At 72.8% G+C, this 16,873-nt stretch carries 18 protein-coding genes and 1 pseudogene; 11 read left to right on the top strand and 8 right to left on the bottom strand.

Features of this window, described 5'->3' with window-relative positions:
- Positions 1-54 precede the first annotated feature (54 nt).
- The 4 genes and pseudogenes from ACFXA3_RS12950 to ACFXA3_RS12935 form a co-directional block, all read right to left on the bottom strand.
- Positions 55-243, bottom strand: a pseudogene (locus tag ACFXA3_RS12950) (hypothetical protein); the annotation flags it as partial.
- A complete protein-coding gene (locus ACFXA3_RS12945) occupies positions 228-1,949 on the bottom strand; it encodes an urease subunit alpha (RefSeq protein ID WP_385185933.1) in 1,722 nt (573 codons plus the stop codon). The pseudogene ACFXA3_RS12950 and the gene ACFXA3_RS12945, both read right to left, overlap by 16 nt.
- Positions 1,942-2,253, bottom strand: a complete 312-nt coding sequence (locus ACFXA3_RS12940) for an urease subunit beta (RefSeq protein ID WP_385185930.1) — start codon at positions 2,251-2,253, stop codon at positions 1,942-1,944. The genes ACFXA3_RS12945 and ACFXA3_RS12940 overlap by 8 nt, the downstream gene beginning before the upstream one ends.
- Before the next feature lie 14 nt (positions 2,254-2,267).
- Positions 2,268-2,570 (bottom strand): urease subunit gamma, encoded by a 303-nt coding sequence (locus ACFXA3_RS12935; RefSeq protein ID WP_385185927.1) that lies wholly within the window; start codon positions 2,568-2,570, stop codon positions 2,268-2,270.
- Positions 2,571-2,859: 289 nt separating this feature from the next.
- On the opposite strand from ACFXA3_RS12935, the gene ACFXA3_RS12930 reads away from it, so the two are divergent.
- On the top strand, positions 2,860-3,249 hold the full coding sequence (locus ACFXA3_RS12930) for a VOC family protein (RefSeq protein WP_385185925.1): 390 nt from the start codon (positions 2,860-2,862) through the stop codon (positions 3,247-3,249).
- Between the two features lie 19 nt (positions 3,250-3,268).
- Here the strand turns inward: ACFXA3_RS12930 and ACFXA3_RS12925 are convergent, their stop codons facing one another.
- Complete coding sequence (locus ACFXA3_RS12925) at positions 3,269-3,718, bottom strand: ATP-binding protein (protein ID WP_385185922.1); 450 nt, start codon at positions 3,716-3,718, stop codon at positions 3,269-3,271.
- Between the two features lie 197 nt (positions 3,719-3,915).
- On the opposite strand from ACFXA3_RS12925, the gene ACFXA3_RS12920 reads away from it, so the two are divergent.
- Positions 3,916-4,800, top strand: a complete 885-nt coding sequence (locus ACFXA3_RS12920) for a helix-turn-helix domain-containing protein (protein ID WP_385185919.1) — start codon at positions 3,916-3,918, stop codon at positions 4,798-4,800.
- Positions 4,801-4,812: 12 nt separating this feature from the next.
- Complete coding sequence (locus ACFXA3_RS12915; protein ID WP_385185917.1) at positions 4,813-5,037, top strand: DUF397 domain-containing protein; 225 nt, start codon at positions 4,813-4,815, stop codon at positions 5,035-5,037.
- Between the two features lie 4 nt (positions 5,038-5,041).
- Here ACFXA3_RS12915 and ACFXA3_RS12910 read toward each other — a convergent pair whose 3' ends face one another.
- Positions 5,042-6,214, bottom strand: coding sequence for an 8-amino-7-oxononanoate synthase (locus tag ACFXA3_RS12910; protein ID WP_385185914.1), 1,173 nt, complete (start codon positions 6,212-6,214; stop codon positions 5,042-5,044).
- A gap of 156 nt (positions 6,215-6,370) precedes the next feature.
- On the opposite strand from ACFXA3_RS12910, the gene bioB reads away from it, so the two are divergent.
- Genes bioB through bioD form a run of 3 tightly spaced genes read left to right on the top strand, consistent with a single transcriptional unit; the run spans position 6,371 to position 9,630 of the window.
- On the top strand, positions 6,371-7,603 hold the full coding sequence (gene bioB / locus ACFXA3_RS12905; RefSeq protein ID WP_385185935.1) for a biotin synthase BioB: 1,233 nt from the start codon (positions 6,371-6,373) through the stop codon (positions 7,601-7,603).
- Positions 7,596-8,909, top strand: a complete 1,314-nt coding sequence (locus tag ACFXA3_RS12900) for an adenosylmethionine--8-amino-7-oxononanoate transaminase (protein ID WP_385185911.1) — start codon at positions 7,596-7,598, stop codon at positions 8,907-8,909. Before bioB ends, ACFXA3_RS12900 begins: the two co-directional genes overlap by 8 nt.
- A 1-nt stretch (position 8,910) precedes the next feature.
- A complete protein-coding gene (gene bioD / locus ACFXA3_RS12895; RefSeq protein ID WP_385185908.1) occupies positions 8,911-9,630 on the top strand; it encodes a dethiobiotin synthase in 720 nt (239 codons plus the stop codon).
- Between the two features lie 97 nt (positions 9,631-9,727).
- Here the strand turns inward: bioD and ACFXA3_RS12890 are convergent, their stop codons facing one another.
- A complete protein-coding gene (locus tag ACFXA3_RS12890; RefSeq protein WP_385185905.1) occupies positions 9,728-10,345 on the bottom strand; it encodes a hypothetical protein in 618 nt (205 codons plus the stop codon).
- A 377-nt stretch (positions 10,346-10,722) separates the two neighbouring features.
- Between ACFXA3_RS12890 and ACFXA3_RS12885 the strand changes: the two genes are divergently transcribed.
- On the top strand, positions 10,723-11,388 hold the full coding sequence (locus ACFXA3_RS12885; RefSeq protein WP_385185903.1) for a class I SAM-dependent methyltransferase: 666 nt from the start codon (positions 10,723-10,725) through the stop codon (positions 11,386-11,388).
- Between the two features lie 3 nt (positions 11,389-11,391).
- Here the strand turns inward: ACFXA3_RS12885 and ACFXA3_RS12880 are convergent, their stop codons facing one another.
- Positions 11,392-11,817, bottom strand: a complete 426-nt coding sequence (locus ACFXA3_RS12880) for a GNAT family N-acetyltransferase (RefSeq protein ID WP_385185900.1) — start codon at positions 11,815-11,817, stop codon at positions 11,392-11,394.
- 213 nt (positions 11,818-12,030) lie between these two features.
- Here ACFXA3_RS12880 and ACFXA3_RS12875 point away from each other — a divergent pair, with 213 nt between their 5' ends.
- The 4 genes from ACFXA3_RS12875 to purB all read left to right on the top strand — a co-directional run bounded on the left by ACFXA3_RS12875 (position 12,031) and on the right by purB (position 16,758).
- Entirely contained in the window at positions 12,031-13,371 is a 1,341-nt protein-coding gene (locus tag ACFXA3_RS12875; RefSeq protein ID WP_385185898.1) for a hemolysin family protein, read from the top strand.
- Entirely contained in the window at positions 13,368-14,393 is a 1,026-nt protein-coding gene (locus tag ACFXA3_RS12870; protein WP_385185895.1) for a hemolysin family protein, read from the top strand. Before ACFXA3_RS12875 ends, ACFXA3_RS12870 begins: the two co-directional genes overlap by 4 nt.
- A gap of 68 nt (positions 14,394-14,461) precedes the next feature.
- A complete protein-coding gene (locus ACFXA3_RS12865; RefSeq protein ID WP_385185892.1) occupies positions 14,462-15,253 on the top strand; it encodes an SGNH/GDSL hydrolase family protein in 792 nt (263 codons plus the stop codon).
- A gap of 71 nt (positions 15,254-15,324) precedes the next feature.
- Positions 15,325-16,758 carry an adenylosuccinate lyase gene (gene purB / locus ACFXA3_RS12860; RefSeq protein WP_385185889.1) on the top strand — a complete coding sequence of 478 codons (1,434 nt, stop codon included), beginning with the start codon at positions 15,325-15,327 and terminating at the stop codon, positions 16,756-16,758.
- Positions 16,759-16,873 lie beyond the last annotated feature (115 nt).

Here is a 16,873-nt window from a genome sequence, read left to right as displayed (position 1 = left end):
GGTTCACCCCGAGCAGGAGGCGGGACGAGGAAGCGTCCCCGGGTCCGGACCAGGGAGCCGGCCGAGGCAGAACTCCTCCAAGGTCGCCGCGTCGTGGATCCGGCCGGCCTTGCAGGCGGCTTCGGCCCCGCCGGAGTGTGCGTGCCCGCCGGCGGGGAATCGGCCGTCGGCGAGCACGAGCAGGGCGGCGAGGCTCATCGGGCTGCGCCCATCGGAAACGGCCCCTCTCAAAACAGGAAGTATCTCTGGGCCATGGGCAGTTCCGCGGCGGGCGCCGGTTCCACGACCTCGCCGTCGATGGTGACGGTGAACGTGTCGGCGTCGACCTCGACCCTCGGCATGGCCTCGTTGTTGCGCATGTCCGCCTTGGCGACCTTGCGGGTGCTCTCGATCGCCACGAACTGCTTGCCGAGGCCGAGCCGTTCGGGCAGTCCGTCGTCGAGTGCGGCCTGCGCGGTGAAGTTGACCGAGTTCAGCCCGGGGGCCCGGCCGTGACTGCCGAACATCGGGCGGGGCAGCACCGGCTGCGGGGTGGGGATGGACGCGTTCGCGTCGCCCATCTGCGCGTACGCGATCTGGCCGCCCTTGATGACCACTTCGGGCTTGACCCCGAAGAACGCGGGCGTCCACAGCACCAGGTCGGCGAGCTTGCCGGTCTCCACCGAGCCGATCTCGCGGGCGAGCCCCTGGGCCACGGCGGGGTTGATCGTGTACTTGGCGACGTAGCGGCGGGCGCGGTGGTTGTCGGCCGGTCCGTCGCCGGGCAGGAACCCGCGCCGCTTCTTCATCACGTGGGCGGTCTGCCAGGTGCGCATCACGACCTCGCCGACGCGGCCCATGGCCTGGGCGTCGGAGGAGATGATGGAGATGGCGCCCATGTCGTGCAGGACGTCCTCGGCGGCGATCGTCGAGGGCCGGATCCGGGACTCCGCGAAGGCCAGGTCCTCGGGGACCGCCGGGTTGAGGTGGTGGCAGACCATCAGCATGTCGAGGTGTTCCTCGATGGTGTTGACGGTGTGCGGCCGGGTCGGGTTGGTCGAGCTGGGCAGGATGTTGGACTCGGAGACCACGGTGATGATGTCGGGCGCGTGCCCGCCGCCCGCACCCTCGGTGTGGTACGAGTGGATCGTCCGCCCGGCGATGGCCGCGAGGGTGTCGCCGACGAATCCGGCCTCGTTGAGGGTGTCGGTGTGGATGGCGACCTGCGCGCCGGTCTCGTCGCAGACGCTCAGGCAGGCGTCGATGACGGCGGGGGTGGCCCCCCAGTCCTCGTGGATCTTGAAGCCGAGGGCGCCGCCGCGCAGCTGGGAGTACATCGCCTCGCGGGACATGGTGTTGCCCTTGCCCAGCAGGCCGATGTTGACCGGGTAGGACTCCAGGGCCGCGAACATCCGGGCCAGGTGCCAGGGTCCGGGGGTGACGGTCGTGGCCTTGCTGCCCTCGGCGGGTCCGGTCCCGCCGCCGACGAGGGTGGTGATCCCGGAGGCCAGCGCCTCGTCGATCACGGTCGGCGAGATGAAGTGCACGTGGGTGTCGATGGCGCCCGCGGTGACGATCTTCCCGTTGCCCGCGATGATCTCGGTCTCGGGGCCGATCACGAGGGCGCGGTCCACCCCGTCCATCGTGTCGGGGTTCCCGGCCTTGCCGATGCCGCAGATGCGGCCGTCGCGGATGCCGATGTCGGCCTTGACGATGCCCCAGTGGTCGATGACGACGACCCCGGTGATCACGGTGTCGGGAGCGCCCTCGGCACGGGTGGTGCGCGCCTGGCCCATGGACTCCCGGATCACCTTGCCGCCACCGAACACGGCCTCGTCGCCGGAGCGTCCGGGGCCGCCGCTGAGGTCCTGCTCGATCTCGACGAAGAGGTCGGTGTCGGCGAGCCGGATGCGGTCGCCCGCGGTGGGTCCGAAGAGGTCGGCGTAGGCGCGGCGGTCGAGCTCAGCCATCGAGCGGCCCCCCGGTCTCCCCGCGCAGGCCGGGTACGGTGCGCAGCCCGGCGAGCGGTACGAGTTCCACGGCGACCGGGATGCCCGGCTCGAAGCGCACGGCGGTGCCGGCGGCGATGTTGAGCCGCAGTCCGCGGGCCGCGCGCCGGTCGAAGTCGAGGCCGGGGTTGGCCTCGGCGAAGTGGTAGTGGGAGCCGACCTGGACGGGCCGGTCGACGGCGTTGAGTACGGTCAGGCGGGTGACGGGCCGGCCCTCGTTGAGGCGCACCGGGCCGTCCCCGTGGACGATTTCGCCGGGGATCATGCGGCTCCTCCCCCTCAGACGATCGGGTCGTGGACGGTGACGAGCTTGGTGCCGTCCGGGAAGGTCGCCTCGACCTGGACGTCGTGGATCATCTCGGGGATCCCCTCCATCACCTCTGCGCGCGCGAGCACGGTGCGGCCGGAGGCCATGAGCTCGGCCACGGTCCGCCCGTCGCGGGCTCCTTCGAGGATGTGCGACGTGATCAGGGCGACCGCCTCGGGGTGGTTGAGGAGGACCCCCCGCGCCCTGCGCTTCTCGGCCACGTCTGCGGCCACGTGGATGAGCAGTCGTTCCTGCTCGTGCGGTGTCAGTTGCACTCGTATCACCAAGTTTCCGGGACAAGATCGGCGTCGCGCCGGGCCGACCCTAACGGCCTTCAACACTTTGTTGACCTGCGCATATCCGGGCCAAGCGTCTCTTGCCCAACGAAGAGAAAGGCTTTCCGTCCCGCGCACCGCCGCTTTGCCGACAGATGGGTGATCATTGACGGAAGACGGGGGGCATCACGGTAAGGCCCGTCTTTTTCCGCCGCGTTAACCCACGTTTCGTGCAGACGTCCGGTTCAGCCCGCGGCCGCCGCCGCGGGATCCGCCACCGAGGAGACGCATGTTCCCCAACCCGGTCCGACACATCACCTTCCACGCCCTCGATCCGTACAGGGTCGCCACGTTCTGGTCCGCCGTGACCGGCTTCCCGATCCACCCGGACGACGTCGAGGGCGATGAGGAGATCCTGCTGGACCCGGGGCAGCCGGGGGTCCCCGGGCTGCTGTTCATCCGGGTGCCGGACGCCAAGTCCGCGAAGAGCCGGGTCCACCTGGACATCCAGCCGCCCACCGGCACCCGGGACGAGACCGTCGACCGGCTGATCGGGCTCGGCGCGCAGCTGCTGGACGACCGGCGCCGGGCGGACGGCTCCGGCTGGGCGGTGCTCGCCGACCCGGAGGGAAACGAGCTGTGCATCGAGCGGAGTGCCGCGGAGCGCGGCCAGGGCTGAAAGACCCCGCCGACCCGGCTCAGCAGCCGGTGACGCTCTTCGCCGGGGCCCCGGCGGGCCAGGGCAGGGCGATCCAGACGGTCTTGCCGCCGTCCTCGGTGGGGCTGACCGAGAGCCGGCCGCCCGCTTCCGCGGTGAGCCAGCGGATGATGACCATGCCCCGCCCGTTGTCCTGCTGGACGGCGGCCGGCAGGCGCCGGGGCCAGCGCGGGTGGCTGTCGGTCACCCCGATGCGCAGCCACTCGCCGCGCTCCAGGCGGATGTCGACGGTGAAGGTGGGGGACTGTCCGAACGTGTGCTGCACGGCGTTGGTGGCGAGCTCCGAGACGATCAGCCGGACGCTGTCCGCGGTGTCGGCCTCGTCGGGCAGTCCCCATTCGCCGAGCACCTCCGCGACGTAGCGGCGGGCGGTGGCGACCGAGGCGGGATCGCTCGGCAGAGTGACGGATGCTTCCTGGTGGTCTGCCATGGCGACGGTCCCTTTCCCACCGGGGCGAAACGCCCCGGATCTGTGCTGGACGCCAGAGTGCCACCCATCGTCCCGCCGGTGCTGCCGTTCCCCCAAGATATGCATATATCTGTCGCTCAATGCAGTGAACTCTGCTACGGAAGAGCGTATTTGGACGGCAGACTGGTGCGAGCTGTGCCGGTGGAATGGAGGCGGGTATGCAGCACGGTCCCGCGGTGCGTCGGCGCAAGCTCGGCGAGGAACTGCGCGCGTTGCGCGACCGGACCGGACTCACCAGTGGTGAGGCCGCCCGGATCGCGGGATGGCACCAGTCGAAAATCAGCCGCATCGAGACGGGCCGCAGTGGCGTGAAACCGGAGGACATCCGGCTCCTGCTGGACGTCTACGGAAAGGTCGTCAGTCCCGAGCAGCGGGCGCTGCTGGAGGCCCTGTCGGCTTCGGCGGCCGGGCCGGGGCCGGGCGGCGGGGCGGGGCGCGGCCGCCAGTGGTGGCACGACTACCGGGGCCTGCTGCCCCAGGAGTACCGGGACTTCATCAGCCTGGAGGCGGGCGCCCGCTCGGCCCGCACGGTCGAGCTCTCCGTGGTGCCCGGCCTGCTGCAGACCCCGGAATACGCACGGGCGGTGACCCGGGCCGCGCTGGGCGGGCTGCCGGAACCCAAGGTCGACGCGCTGGTCGACGTACGGCTGGCCCGGCAGTCCGTGCTGCGGGCCGATCCCCCGCTGGAGCTGAGCGCCGTACTGGACGAGGCGGTGCTGCGGCGGCAGATCGGGGGGCCCGGGGTGATGGCGGCGCAATTGCGGCATCTGGTGCAGGTGTCCCGCCTGCCACAAGTGCGGCTACAGGTGCTGCCGTTCAGCGTGGGGGGCCATCTCGGCCTGACCGGACCGTTCGTCATTTTCTCATTTCCGAACATCGCCGATCTGGATGTGGTGGTCCTCGACCATTTGACGAGTAGCCTCTATCTGGAGCGGAAGGAAGACCTCGAGGCGTACAGCGCCGCATTCCGCACCATCCAGGCGCACGCCCTCCCGCCCCAGGACTCGTCGGATCTCATCAGCTCACTCGCTGACGACGCGTAAGGAGGCACCCCCGTGTCCGCAACCCCCCTCACCACCAGCGGACTTCTGATCAGCGCGCGGTGGCGGCGGAGCAGCCGCAGCACCGGAATGAACAATTGCGTGGAAACGGCCGTCCTCGACGGCCTGCTGGCCGTCCGCGACTCCAAGCGGACGGACGGCCCGGCCGTGCTCTTCACCGGGCCGGCCTGGCACGGCTTCCTCGCATCCGTACGGGCGGACGCGGACGTACTCGCGTGAGGCCCTAGCGGTCCGTGGCTCCGGCCGGGGCGGTCCCCAGGATCGTCGCGACGGCCCGGTCGATCTCGTCCCCCGTGAGATCGGCCCGTGCGGTCAGCCGCAGCCGGGAGATGCCGTCCGGCACCGACGGCGGACGGAAGCAGCCCACGGACAGACCTGCCTCGCGGCAGTCGGCGGCCCCGCGCTGTGCCGCCGAAGCCGACGGGGCCCGTACCGACACCACGGCCGCGTCCGGCCGGGCCGCGGTCAGGCCGGACGCGGTGAGCCGTCCGTACAGCCGGCCGGCCCCCGCGCGGGCCCGGCCGGCGCGCTCCGGTTCGCTCCGGAGCAGGCGCAGGCTCGCCAGCGCCGCACCGGCGGAGGCGGGTGCCAGCCCGGTGTCGAAGATGAAGGTCCGGGCCGTGTTGACCAGGTGCCGGATGACCTTGGCCGGGCCGAGCACGGCCCCGCCCTGGCTGCCCAGGGACTTCGAGAGCGTGAGGGTGGCGACCACGCCCGGCGCGCCCGCGAGCCCGGCGGCGTGCAGGGCTCCCCGGCCGCCCTCTCCCAGGACACCCAGCCCGTGGGCGTCGTCCACGACCAGGGCCGCACCCGCCTCCCGGCAGGCGGCCGCGTACGCGGCGAGCGGGGCGGCGTCCCCGTCCACGGAGAACACCGAGTCGCTGACCAGCAGCGCCCTGCCCTCGTGCGTGGCGAGCGCCTTGCGCGCGGCCTCCGGATCGGAGTGCGGGATCACCTCGATCCCGGCGCGGGAGAGCCGGCAGCCGTCGACGATCGAGGCGTGGTTGCCGGCGTCGGAGACGACGAGGGTGTCCCGGTCGCCGAGCGCGGTGACGGCCGCCAGGTTGGCCGCGTACCCGGAGGACAGGACGAGCGCGGCCTCGAATCCGCAGAAGTCCGCGAGCTCCCGCTCGAGCTCCGCATGAAGCTCGGTCGTGCCGGTCACCAGTCGGGATCCGGTGGCCCCGGCCCCCCACCGCTCGGCCGCCTCGCGTGCGCCGCGTACCGTCTCGGGGTGCCGGGAGAGCCCGAGGTAGTCGTTGCTCGCCAGGTCCAGCAGCGGCGAGGAAGCCGGCCGGGGGCGCAGCGTCCGGACGAGTCCGGCCTGCTCACGGGCCCGCTCCGCGTCGTCGATCCAGGCGAACACGTCATCGGGCTCGGGGCTGTACTGACTCATCGGCACGTCCTCGTGATTTGTCGGCTGTCCACAGACGTGCCTGACCCTAACGGCCGACACTTGAGTCCCAGGTGTGGCGATACACACACTCCGTTCCGGCCATGTTGTGCGATCTCTCCTTGGCCGGGAGTGGTCGTGTGGTCCAGGATCGGCGTCATGGACCTGCTGAACACCCTGGTGGACAAGGGGCTGCGGCGCGAGCTGCCGACCCGCGAAGAGGCGCTCGCCGTACTGGCGACCTCTGACGATGAACTGCTCGACGTGGTGGCCGCGGCCGGCAAGGTGCGCCGCCAGTGGTTCGGGCGCCGGGTCAAGCTGAACTACCTGGTCAACCTGAAGTCCGGGCTGTGCCCGGAGGACTGCTCCTACTGCTCCCAGCGACTGGGATCGAAGGCGGAGATCCTCAAGTACACGTGGCTGAAGCCGGACGAGGCCTCCCAGGCCGCGGCGGCCGGTGTCGCGGGCGGCGCGAAGCGCGTGTGCCTGGTGGCGAGCGGGCGCGGCCCGACGGACCGCGACGTCGAGCGGGTCGGCAAGACGATCGAGGCGATCAAGGAGCAGAACGAGGGCGTCGAGGTGTGCGCCTGCCTCGGTCTGCTCTCGGACGGCCAGGCGGAGCGTCTGAAGGACGCGGGTGCCGATGCCTACAACCACAACCTGAACACGTCCGAGGCCACGTACGGCCAGATCACGAAGACCCACACCTACGCGGACCGGGTCGACACGGTGCAGAAGGCGCACGCGGCGGGCCTGTCCGCCTGCTCCGGACTCATCGCGGGCATGGGCGAGAGCGACGAGGACCTCGTCGACGTCGTCTACTCGCTGCGCGAGCTGGACTCGGACTCGGTTCCGGTCAACTTCCTGATCCCCTTCGAGGGCACGCCGCTGGCCAAGGAGTGGAACCTCACCCCGCAGCGCTGCCTGCGGATCCTCGCGATGGTGCGGTTCGTCTGCCCCGACGTGGAGGTCCGGATCGCCGGCGGCCGCGAGGTGCACCTGCGCTCGATGCAGCCGCTCGCGCTGAACATCGCCAACTCGATCTTCCTCGGCGACTACCTCACCAGTGAGGGCCAGGCGGGCCAGGCCGACCTCGACATGATCGCGGACGCCGGCTTCGAGGTGGAGGGCGCCGGTACGACGACCCTCCCGGCGCACCGCGCGGACGCGGCCGCCGCGGCCCACGGGCCGTGCGGGTCCTCGGCGGCGCAGGCGGGCTGCGGCTCGGCGTGCGGCGGCTGCTCGGGCCACGAGCAGGAGGCCGTCCCCGCGCAGAACGCGGCCCCCGAACCGGCCGCGGCACCGGCCCAGGCCCCGGCGGGCGAGGTCCGCCCGGACCTGGTGGCGGTCCGCCGTCGGGGCGCGGGAACGGACCTCGCGCCCAATGCCTGATCAGCACCACACGCTGCCGGCCGCGGAACTGCTCGCACTGGACCGGCAGCACGTCTGGCACCCGTACGGCCCGATGCCCGGGCGGCAGGATCCGCTGGTCGTCTCCTCCGCCTCGGGCGTCCGGCTGCGGCTGGCCGAACCCTCCCAGGGGCAGGACGAGCTGGTCGACGGCATGTCCTCCTGGTGGTCGGCGATCCACGGGTACAACCACCCGGTGCTGAACGAGGCCGTGACCGGCCAGCTCGGCCGGATGTCGCACGTGATGTTCGGCGGGCTCACCCACGAGCCCGCCGTCCGGCTGGCCACCCGGCTGGTCGAGATCACCCCGCCCGGCCTGGAGCACGTCTTCCTCGCCGACTCGGGTTCGGTCTCGGTCGAGGTCGCGGTGAAGATGTGCCTCCAGTACTGGCGCTCCACCGGCCGCTCCGGCAAGACCAGGCTGATGACCTGGCGCGGCGGCTACCACGGGGACACCTGGACGCCGATGGGCGTCTGCGACCCCGTGGGCGGCATGCACGACCTCTGGTCGGGGCTCCTCCCCCGCCAGCTCTTCGCCGACGCCCCGCCGGGCGGCTTCGACGCGCCGGTGGACCCGGCGTACGTCGAGCACCTGCGCTCCCTGGTCTCCGCGCACGCGGACGAGCTGGCCGCGGTGATCGTGGAACCGGTGGTCCAGGGCGCGGGCGGCATGCGCTTCCACAACCCCGGCTACCTGCGGGTGCTGCGCGACCTGTGCGACGAGTACGACGTCCTGCTCATCCTCGACGAGATCGCGACGGGCTTCGGCCGCACCGGCGCGCTGTTCGCGGCGGACCACGCGGGGATGACCCCGGACGTGATGTGCCTCGGCAAGTCCCTGACCGGCGGCTACCTCACGCTGGCGGCGACGCTGTGCACGGAGCGGGTGGCGGCCGGGATCTCCCGGGGCGCCGTCCCGGTCCTCGCGCACGGCCCGACGTTCATGGGCAACCCGCTCGCCACGGCCGTGGCGCTGGCCTCGATCGACCTGCTCCTCGGCCAGGACTGGCAGCGTGAGGTCAAGCGGATCGAGGCGGGGCTGCTGGAGGGCCTGGCCCCGGCGCGGGACCTGCCCGGTGTCCGGGACGTACGCGTCCTGGGCGCGATCGGCGTGGTCCAGCTGACCCATGAGGCCGACGTGGCCGCGGCCACCCGGGCGGCGGTCCGGGAGGGCGTGTGGCTGCGCCCGTTCCGGGACCTGGTCTACGTGATGCCGCCGTTCGTGACGGGCGACGCCGACGTGGCCCGCATCTGCCGCGCGGTGTGCGCGGCGGCGGAGGAGGGCTGACATGACGGTGCTCATGGTCTCGGGCACGGGCACGGAGATCGGCAAGACGGTCGTCACGTCGGCGATCGCGGCCGCCGCGGTCGCGTCGGGCCGTTCGGTGGCGGTCCTCAAGCCGGCCCAGACGGGGATGGAACCCGGCGCCCCGGGTGACGCGGCGGAGGCGGTCCGGCTGGCCGGACCGGCGGTCACCGCGGTGGAACTGGCCCGCTATCCGGAGCCGTTGGCGCCGGACACGGCGGCCCGCCGCGCGGGCCTGCCCACGCTCTCGCCGGACGCCGTCGCGGAGGCGGCTGACCGGCTCGCCCGCTCCCACGACCTGGTCCTGGTGGAGGGCGCGGGGGGCCTGCTGGTCCGCTTCGACGAAGCCGGCCACACCCTGGCGGACGCGGCGCGCCTGCTCGGCGCCCCCGTCCTGGTGGTGGCCCCGGCGGCGCTCGGCACCCACAACTCCACGACTCTGACGGCCGAGGCGCTCCGGGCCCGGGGGCTGGATTCCCCGGGCGTGGTCATCGGCAGCTGGCCGGCGGAGCCGGACCTGGCCTGCCGCTGCAACCTGGCGGACCTCCCGTCGTCCTCGGGGCTCCCGCTGCTGGGCGCGGTCCCCGAGGGCTCGGGGTCCCTCTCCCCGGAGGCCTTCCGCGCGGCGGCCCCCGGCTGGCTGTCCCCCGCCCTCGCGGGCAGCTGGTCCCCGGAGTCGTTCCTGTCGACCTGGCCGCCCTGATCCGGACCGGGGTGCTCCGCCCCGGACTCCGGACCCGGAACGCACGCGGCCCGGCGGCGCCCCACGGCCCGCCGGGCCGTCGGCGTCCGGGCGCGTTTCAGTGCCCGCCGCGGGGCTCGCGGCAGCCGCTCTCCAGGTAGGCCCCGTGTGCCTCCACCTGCACCGGCACGCTCACACGCCCCGTCACGCACGGTCCGCTCTCCGGAACCTTCAGGACGAACGCGAGGTTGCCCGGGCCGGAGCCGTACACGTCCCCGGTCTCCGGCTTGTATCCCATCCCGGTCAGGAGCCGGCTGAGCTCCTGCGTCGTCCGGGGTGCGTCCTTCCCCTCGCCGCCGCCCAACGCCGCCTTGATCCGCGCGGCGTGCGCGTCACCCCGGCACCGGTCCTGGGGGCTGAGCGGGAACTGGCTCTTGTACCCGTGGTTCTCCGCGTACTTGCGCGCCTCCGGGTCGGTGGGCAGGTCGTCCGGCGGGACCGACGGGACGGCGGTGGCCCTGTCCGCGCACAGCCTGGCCATCTCGGGGAACAGCGCGTCGTGGCGGGCCACCGCGGCCGCCTGCCGAGCGGCGTGGTCCGGGGTCTGTGCGGAGGACGGGACCGGGGACGGGGCCGCGGCCGCGCCGCTCCCGGAGACCTTGGTGCCGCAGCCGGTCAGTACGAGCACTCCTGCGGCGAGCAGCACGGCGCCGGCGGTGGGGGTACTGGAGGTCACTGGGTCTCCGCTTCCTGGGGTCGGGCCCCGGCGGGCGGGGCGGCTCCGGTTCCTGCGATCACCCGATTGTCGCCACCGCACGGCTCCGGGCTCCTGAGTACGCGTACTCAGCCGGCCGGCGGACGGAGGGGGACGGGCCGACGAGGACGGGCGGACGGGGACGGGCCGACGAGGACGGGCGGACGGGGACGGGCGGACGCTGCGAACGGGCGGACAGGCGGTCGGGCGGTCGGGCGGTCGGGCGGTTTTGCGGTCGGGCGGTCGGGCGGTCGGGCGGTCGGGCGGTCGGGCGGTCGGGCGGTTTTGCGGGCCGCCGGGACGGGGAACAGCCCGGCAGGGCAACCGCACCCGCCGCCACCCCGCCCCGGAGGTCCGCCATGCCCCCATCACCTCGCGACCCGGACTCCGTCGACCACCCGTTCTTCGCCCGGTTCTACGCGCGGTTCAGCGCCACCGCCGAGACCCGCGGCGGTATCGGCCCCCTGCGCCGCGAGCTCCTGCACGGTGTGTCCGGCCGGGTCATCGAGATCGGCGCCGGCAACGGCCTCAACTTCGCGCACTACCCGCGCGCCGTCTCCGAGGTCGTGGCCGTCGAACCGGAGCGGCGCCTGCGCCGGCTCGCCGCCGACGCCGCCCTGCGCGCCGAGGTCCCGGTCGACGTGGTGCCGGGTGTCGCCGAGGCCCTTCCGGTCAAGAGCGAGGCGTTCGACGCCGCGGTCGCCTCCCTGGTGCTGTGCACCGTACGGGACCTGCCCCGCGTGCTCGCGGAGCTCCACCGGGTGCTCCGGCCCGACGCCGAGCTCCGCTTCTTCGAGCACGGCCGCGCACCCACCCCCGGCATGGCCGCCGTGCAGCGCGCCCTGGACCGGACCGTGTGGCCGCGCCTGTTCGGCGGGTGCCACACCTCCCGGGACCCGGCCGCGGCGATCCGGGCCGCCGGATTCCGGTCGGTCTCGTACCGCAGCTTCCGGCTCCCCGAGCACGGGCCGGCGTTGCCGAGCTCGTACTGCGTGATCGGATCGGCCCGCCGCGGTCCCGGGTAGGGCTCAGACGTCGAGCGGCTTGACCCAGCGCGTCCAGTGGTCCTCGGGGTGGTACCCCGCCGCGTCCCACGCTCCGTGCGCCTGCTCGTTGCGGTCCAGGACCATCGCGTCGGCGCGCCGCCCGCCGAGTCCGCGGAACCGTTCCTCCGCCGCGGCCAGCAGCGCCGATCCGATCCCCCGGCGGCGGTGTGCCGGGTGCACCGCGAGCCGGTACAGGTGGCAGCGCCAGCCGTCGAAGCCGGCGATCACGGTGCCGACGAGTTCGCCGCCCTGCCGGGCGAGCAGCAGGGCGTGCGGATCGCGGGCGTGAAGCTGCTCGACGCCGGCGAGGTCGTCGCTGATACTCGTTCCCTCTGCGGCGGTCTTCCAGAAGTCGAGCACGGCGGTGAGGTCGGCGGCCGACGCGGGACCGATGTGAAGATCGCTCATGCCCGGATCCCATCATCCGGGCGCGCTCCGCCAAAAGCATGATCCGACCCCTTTGCCTTTCCTTTACCATGGTGGGAAGCGGTCGACCGATCCGAACGAGTCGACCGACCCGAACGAAAGGTGTGAGCGTCCGCCCATGGGCGAGCCCCCCAGTACCCGACATCGCGCGACACCCCTCCTCCTGGCTGATCATGGGACGGAGGTGACCGACCGATGACCGAAGTGCTCCTGCTCCTCGTGGCGCTGCTCCTCTGCCTTGCCTGCGGAGTCTTCGTCGCGGCCGAGTTCTCGCTGACCACCGTCGAGCGCAGTGAGCTCGAACGGGCCGCCGAACGCGGTGAGCCGGGCGCAGAGAGCGCCCTGACCGCCGTCCGGAGCCTGACGTTCCAGCTCTCCGGCGCCCAGCTCGGCATCACCGTGACCGGCCTGGTCATCGGCATGATCTCCAAGCCGTCGATCGCCGCCCTGCTCCAAGGCCCCTTCGAGGCCATCGGGCTGTCGGCCGGCGCCGCCTCCTCCACCGCCCTGATCCTGGGCACCGTGTTGTCGACCGTCGTCCTGATGGTCGTCGGCGAGCTGGTGCCCAAGAACTGGGCGATCTCGTCCCCGCTGGCCGTCGCCAAGCGCGTGGCCACCATGCAGCGGGTCTTCAGCCGCGCGTTCCGGCCGTTCATCAGCCATCTGAACAGCACGGCGAACCACATGGTCCGCCGGTTCGGCATGGAACCCGCCGAGGAGCTGGCCTCCGCCCGCACCCCGCAGGAGCTGGTGGCGCTCGCCCGGCACTCCGCCAAGGCCGGCGCACTGGAGAAGGACACGGCCGAGCTCTTCGTCCGGACCCTGAACCTGGCCGACCTGACCGCGGAGAACGTCATGACCCCGCGCGTCCAGGTCACCGCGCTCGACACGCAGACCACCGCCGAGGACGTGGCGAACGCGACGCTCGCGACCGGCCTGTCGCGCTTCCCGGTCTACCGGGGCAGCCTCGACACCGTCGTCGGCACCGTCCACGTCAAGGACGTGCTCGCGCTGCCCGCCGGGGAACGCCACCGGCGGCCCGTCTCCCAGCTGATGCGCGAACCGCTCCTGGTGCCGGAGTCGCTGACCGTGGACCGGCTGCTCGACCTGCTCTCCGGCCGCCGGACGATGGCCGTGGTCATCGACGAGTACGGGGGCACGGCCGGCGTCGTGACCCTGGAGGACATCGTCGAGGAGGTCGTCGGCGAGGTGCGCGACGAGCACGACCCGCACGAGACCCCCGACCTGGCCCCCGCCGGTACGGACGCCTCCGGGCGCCGCCTCTACTCCGCCGACGGCGCCGCGCGCACCGACCAGCTGGAACGGATCGGACTGCGCGTGCCGGACGGCCCGTACGAGACGCTCGCCGGGCTGTTGGCGACGGAACTGGGCCGGATCCCGGCCGTCGGCGACAGCATGGAGCTGGGCGGCTGGCGGCTCGACGTCGTGGACGCCAGCGGGCGACGGGCCGCGCGCGTGCTGCTGCACGCGCCGGTCGAGCCGTCGCAGGACAAGGGTGGGGAGGGAGCCCGATGACGGTGCTCCAACTGCTGATCGGCCTGGCGACCCTGGTCGTCAACGCCTTCTTCGTCGGCGCCGAGTTCGCACTGATCTCGGTGCGGCGCAGCCAGATCGAGCCGTACGCCGAGCAGGGCGACCGGCGGGCGCGCGCCGTGCTGTGGGCCCTGGAACACGTGTCGGCGCTGATGGCCGCGGCCCAGCTGGGCATCACGCTGTGCACCCTGGTCCTGGGCGTGGTGGCCGAGCCGGCCATCGCACACCTGCTGACCCCGCTGTTCGACCTCGTGGGGGTGCCCTCGGGAGTGACGCACGCGATCTCGTTCGTGATCGCGCTGGCACTGGCGACGTACCTGCACATGCTCTTCGGTGAAATGCTGCCGAAGAACGTGGCCCTGTCCGAGCCCGTGCGCACGGCACTGCTGCTCGGCCCGCCGCTGGTCACCCTGACGCGGGCGCTGAAGCCGGTGATCTTCACGGTCAACGCCTTCGCCAACCTCCTGCTGCGGCTGCTGCGGGTGGACGTGAAGGACGAGGTCGCGGCGACTTTCTCGGACGACGAGCTGGCGCGGATCGTGAAGGACTCCAGCGAGGCCGGGCTGATCGACGGCCGGGCGAGCGCGCGACTGTACGACGCCCTGGAACTGGGCCGGCGGCCGGTCACCGACGTGGTGATGCCGCTGGACCGGGTCGTCGTGGCCCGGGAGGGCATCACCCCGACGGGCCTGGAGCAGCTGTCGGCCGAGTCCGGGTACTCGCGGTTCCCGGTGATCGACGCGCAGGCCGGGATCCTGGGGTACCTGCACGTCAAGGACGCCCTCGACGCGGACGGTGCGGAGCGGGACGAGCCGTTCCCGGTCTCCGCGCTGCGCCCGATCGCCCAGGTGCGGGCGGAGACCCCGCTGGACGACGTGCTGACCGCGATGCGGCGCAGCCGGACGCACCTGGCGGCGGTCCTCGGCTCGGGCGGGACGATGACGGGCCTGGTGACGATGGAGGACGTGCTGCGCGAGCTGTTCGGCCGCCCGGCCTCCGCCTGACCGGCTGCCGCCGCTGCGGTGCCCCGGCCCTGCACGGCCGGAGTACCGCGCGGTAGCATCGCTCCGCCATGGAGATGAATGCGTCTTACACCAGTTTCGTCGCGGTCGGCGACTCCTTCACCGAGGGGATGTCCGACCTGCTGCCCGACGGCTCCTACCGCGGCTGGGCGGATCTGCTGGCCGCGCGCCTGGCGGCGCGCGAGCCCGGTTTCCGGTACGCGAACCTCGCGGTCCGCGGGAAGCTGATCGGGCAGATCGCCACGGACCAGGTCCCGGTCGCGGCGGCGATGGGCGCGGACGTGGTGACGCTGGTGGGCGGCCTGAACGACGCGCTGCGGCCGAAGGTCGACATGGGCCGGGTGCGCGGGCACCTGGAGGAGGCCGTGGGGCTGCTTGCGCCCACGTGCAAGACGCTGGTGCTGATGCGCTCGCCGGGTCGCAACGGGCCGGTGATGGACCGCTTCCGGCCGCGCATGGAGGAGCTCTTCGTCATCATCGAAGAGCTCGCCGCCCGGCACGGCGCTCTGGTGGTCGACCTGTACGGGGCCCCGGCGCTCGCCGATCCCCGCATGTGGGACGTCGACCGGCTGCACCTGACGGCCGAGGGCCACCGACGGGTGGCGGAGGCCGTCTGGCAGACGCTGGGCCTGCCGCCCGAGCAGGACTGGCGCACCGAGCTCCCGGCCGCCGTGCCGCCGGGCTGGGCCGCGCGCCGCTCACAGGACCTGAGTTTCGCCCGGCAGCACCTGCTGCCGTGGGTCGGCCGCCGGCTGACGGGCCGCTCCTCCGGGGACGGCCGCCCGGCCAAGCGCCCGGAGCTGCTGCCCTACGAGGCCGCTGCGGGCGAGCGGCTCTCGTAGCAAGGCACAATCCGGGGCGGGGTCCCTACCTGCGTAAACGCACAGCTGCGGCACAAGTAGAATCCCTACACGTGACAGCCAAGCCCCGCATCCCCAATGTCCTGGCCGGCCGCTACGCCTCCGCGGAGCTCGCCGTCCTGTGGTCCCCCGAGTACAAGGTGACGCTGGAGCGGCGGCTGTGGCTCGCCGTGCTCCGCGCCCAGAAGGACCTCGGCATCGACGTCCCGGACGCCGCCCTCGCCGACTACGAGCGCGTCCTGGAGACCGTCGACCTCGCCTCCATCGCCGAGCGCGAGAAGGTCACCCGCCACGACGTGAAGGCCCGCATCGAGGAGTTCAACGCCCTCGCCGGCCACGAGCACGTCCACAAGGGCATGACCTCCCGCGACCTCACCGAGAACGTCGAGCAGCTCCAGATCCGGCTCTCGCTGGAACTGGCCCGGGACCGTACGGTCGCCGTCCTCGCCCGGCTCGGCAAGCTGGCCGGCGAGCACGCCGAGCTGGTCATGGCCGGCCGCTCCCACAACGTGGCCGCGCAGGCCACCACCCTGGGCAAGCGCTTCGCGACCGCGGCCGACGAGCTGCTCGTCGCCTACGACCGCCTGGAGGACCTGCTGGGCCGCTACCCGCTGCGCGGGATCAAGGGCCCGGTCGGCACCGCCCAGGACATGCTCGACCTGCTGGGCGGCGACGCCGCCAAGCTGGCCGACCTGGAGCAGCGGATCGCCTCCCACCTCGGCTTCGCCCAGGCCTTCACCTCCGTCGGCCAGGTCTACCCGCGCTCGCTCGACTACGACGTGGTCACCGCCCTCGTGCAGCTGGCCGCCGCCCCCTCGTCGATCGCGAAGACGATCCGCCTGATGGCCGGCCACGAGCTGGTCACCGAGGGCTTCAAGCCCGGCCAGGTCGGCTCCTCCGCGATGCCGCACAAGATGAACACCCGCTCCTGCGAGCGCGTCAACGGCCTGATGGTCATCCTGCGCGGCTACGCCTCGATGACCGGCGAACTGGCCGGCGACCAGTGGAACGAGGGCGACGTCTCCTGCTCCGTGGTCCGCCGCGTGGCGCTGCCCGACGCGTTCTTCGCGTTCGACGGCCTGCTGGAGACCTTCCTGACGGTCCTCGACGAGTTCGGCGCCTTCCCGGCGGTCGTGGCCCGCGAGCTGGACCGCTACCTGCCGTTCCTCGCGACCACCAAGGTCCTGATGGGCGCGGTCCGGGCGGGTGTCGGCCGCGAGGCCGCCCACGAGGTCATCAAGGAGCACGCGGTGGCCTCCGCCCTCGCCATGCGCGAGCAGGGCGCCGAGCGCAACGAGCTGCTGGACAAGCTGGCCGCCGACGAGCGGATGCCGCTGGACCGGGCCCAGCTCGACGCCCTGATGGCCGACAAGCTGTCCTTCACGGGTGCGGCCGGCGACCAGGTCGCGGCGGTGGTCTCCCGTATCGAGGCGATCGCCAAGCAGCACCCGGAGGCCGCCGGGTACACGCCGGGGTCGATCCTCTGACCCCCGACGAGCTGAACGCCGCCCGCGACCGCGTCATCCCGACCGCAGCACGCCCATGACCGCCGCGGTCTGCGTCTACCCCGACATGCTGGCCACCGCCAAGGCGGCCCTGAAC

This window comes from Streptomyces sp. NPDC059456 (genome assembly GCF_042750055.1).
In the GTDB taxonomy this organism is placed as follows: Bacteria; Actinomycetota; Actinomycetes; order Streptomycetales; family Streptomycetaceae; genus Streptomyces.
Note: the sequence above shows the minus strand (reverse complement) of the source record. Positions and strands in the feature narration are given on the sequence as shown.

Excerpts from the sequence above, each read along its gene's own strand:
- ACFXA3_RS12945 (WP_385185933.1), bottom strand. The coding sequence starts at position 1,949 with ATGGCTGAGCTCGACCGCCGCGCCTACGCCGACCTCTTCGGACCCACC.
- ACFXA3_RS12940 (WP_385185930.1), bottom strand. The coding sequence starts at position 2,253 with ATGATCCCCGGCGAAATCGTCCACGGGGACGGCCCGGTGCGCCTCAAC.
- ACFXA3_RS12930 (WP_385185925.1), top strand. The coding sequence starts at position 2,860 with ATGTTCCCCAACCCGGTCCGACACATCACCTTCCACGCCCTCGATCCG.
- ACFXA3_RS12925 (WP_385185922.1), bottom strand. The coding sequence starts at position 3,718 with ATGGCAGACCACCAGGAAGCATCCGTCACTCTGCCGAGCGATCCCGCC.
- ACFXA3_RS12920 (WP_385185919.1), top strand. The coding sequence starts at position 3,916 with ATGCAGCACGGTCCCGCGGTGCGTCGGCGCAAGCTCGGCGAGGAACTG.
- ACFXA3_RS12910 (WP_385185914.1), bottom strand. The coding sequence starts at position 6,214 with ATGAGTCAGTACAGCCCCGAGCCCGATGACGTGTTCGCCTGGATCGAC.
- bioB (WP_385185935.1), top strand. The coding sequence starts at position 6,371 with ATGGACCTGCTGAACACCCTGGTGGACAAGGGGCTGCGGCGCGAGCTG.
- ACFXA3_RS12900 (WP_385185911.1), top strand. The coding sequence starts at position 7,596 with ATGCCTGATCAGCACCACACGCTGCCGGCCGCGGAACTGCTCGCACTG.
- bioD (WP_385185908.1), top strand. The coding sequence starts at position 8,911 with ATGACGGTGCTCATGGTCTCGGGCACGGGCACGGAGATCGGCAAGACG.
- ACFXA3_RS12885 (WP_385185903.1), top strand. The coding sequence starts at position 10,723 with ATGCCCCCATCACCTCGCGACCCGGACTCCGTCGACCACCCGTTCTTC.
- ACFXA3_RS12880 (WP_385185900.1), bottom strand. The coding sequence starts at position 11,817 with ATGAGCGATCTTCACATCGGTCCCGCGTCGGCCGCCGACCTCACCGCC.
- ACFXA3_RS12875 (WP_385185898.1), top strand. The coding sequence starts at position 12,031 with ATGACCGAAGTGCTCCTGCTCCTCGTGGCGCTGCTCCTCTGCCTTGCC.
- ACFXA3_RS12870 (WP_385185895.1), top strand. The coding sequence starts at position 13,368 with ATGACGGTGCTCCAACTGCTGATCGGCCTGGCGACCCTGGTCGTCAAC.
- ACFXA3_RS12865 (WP_385185892.1), top strand. The coding sequence starts at position 14,462 with ATGGAGATGAATGCGTCTTACACCAGTTTCGTCGCGGTCGGCGACTCC.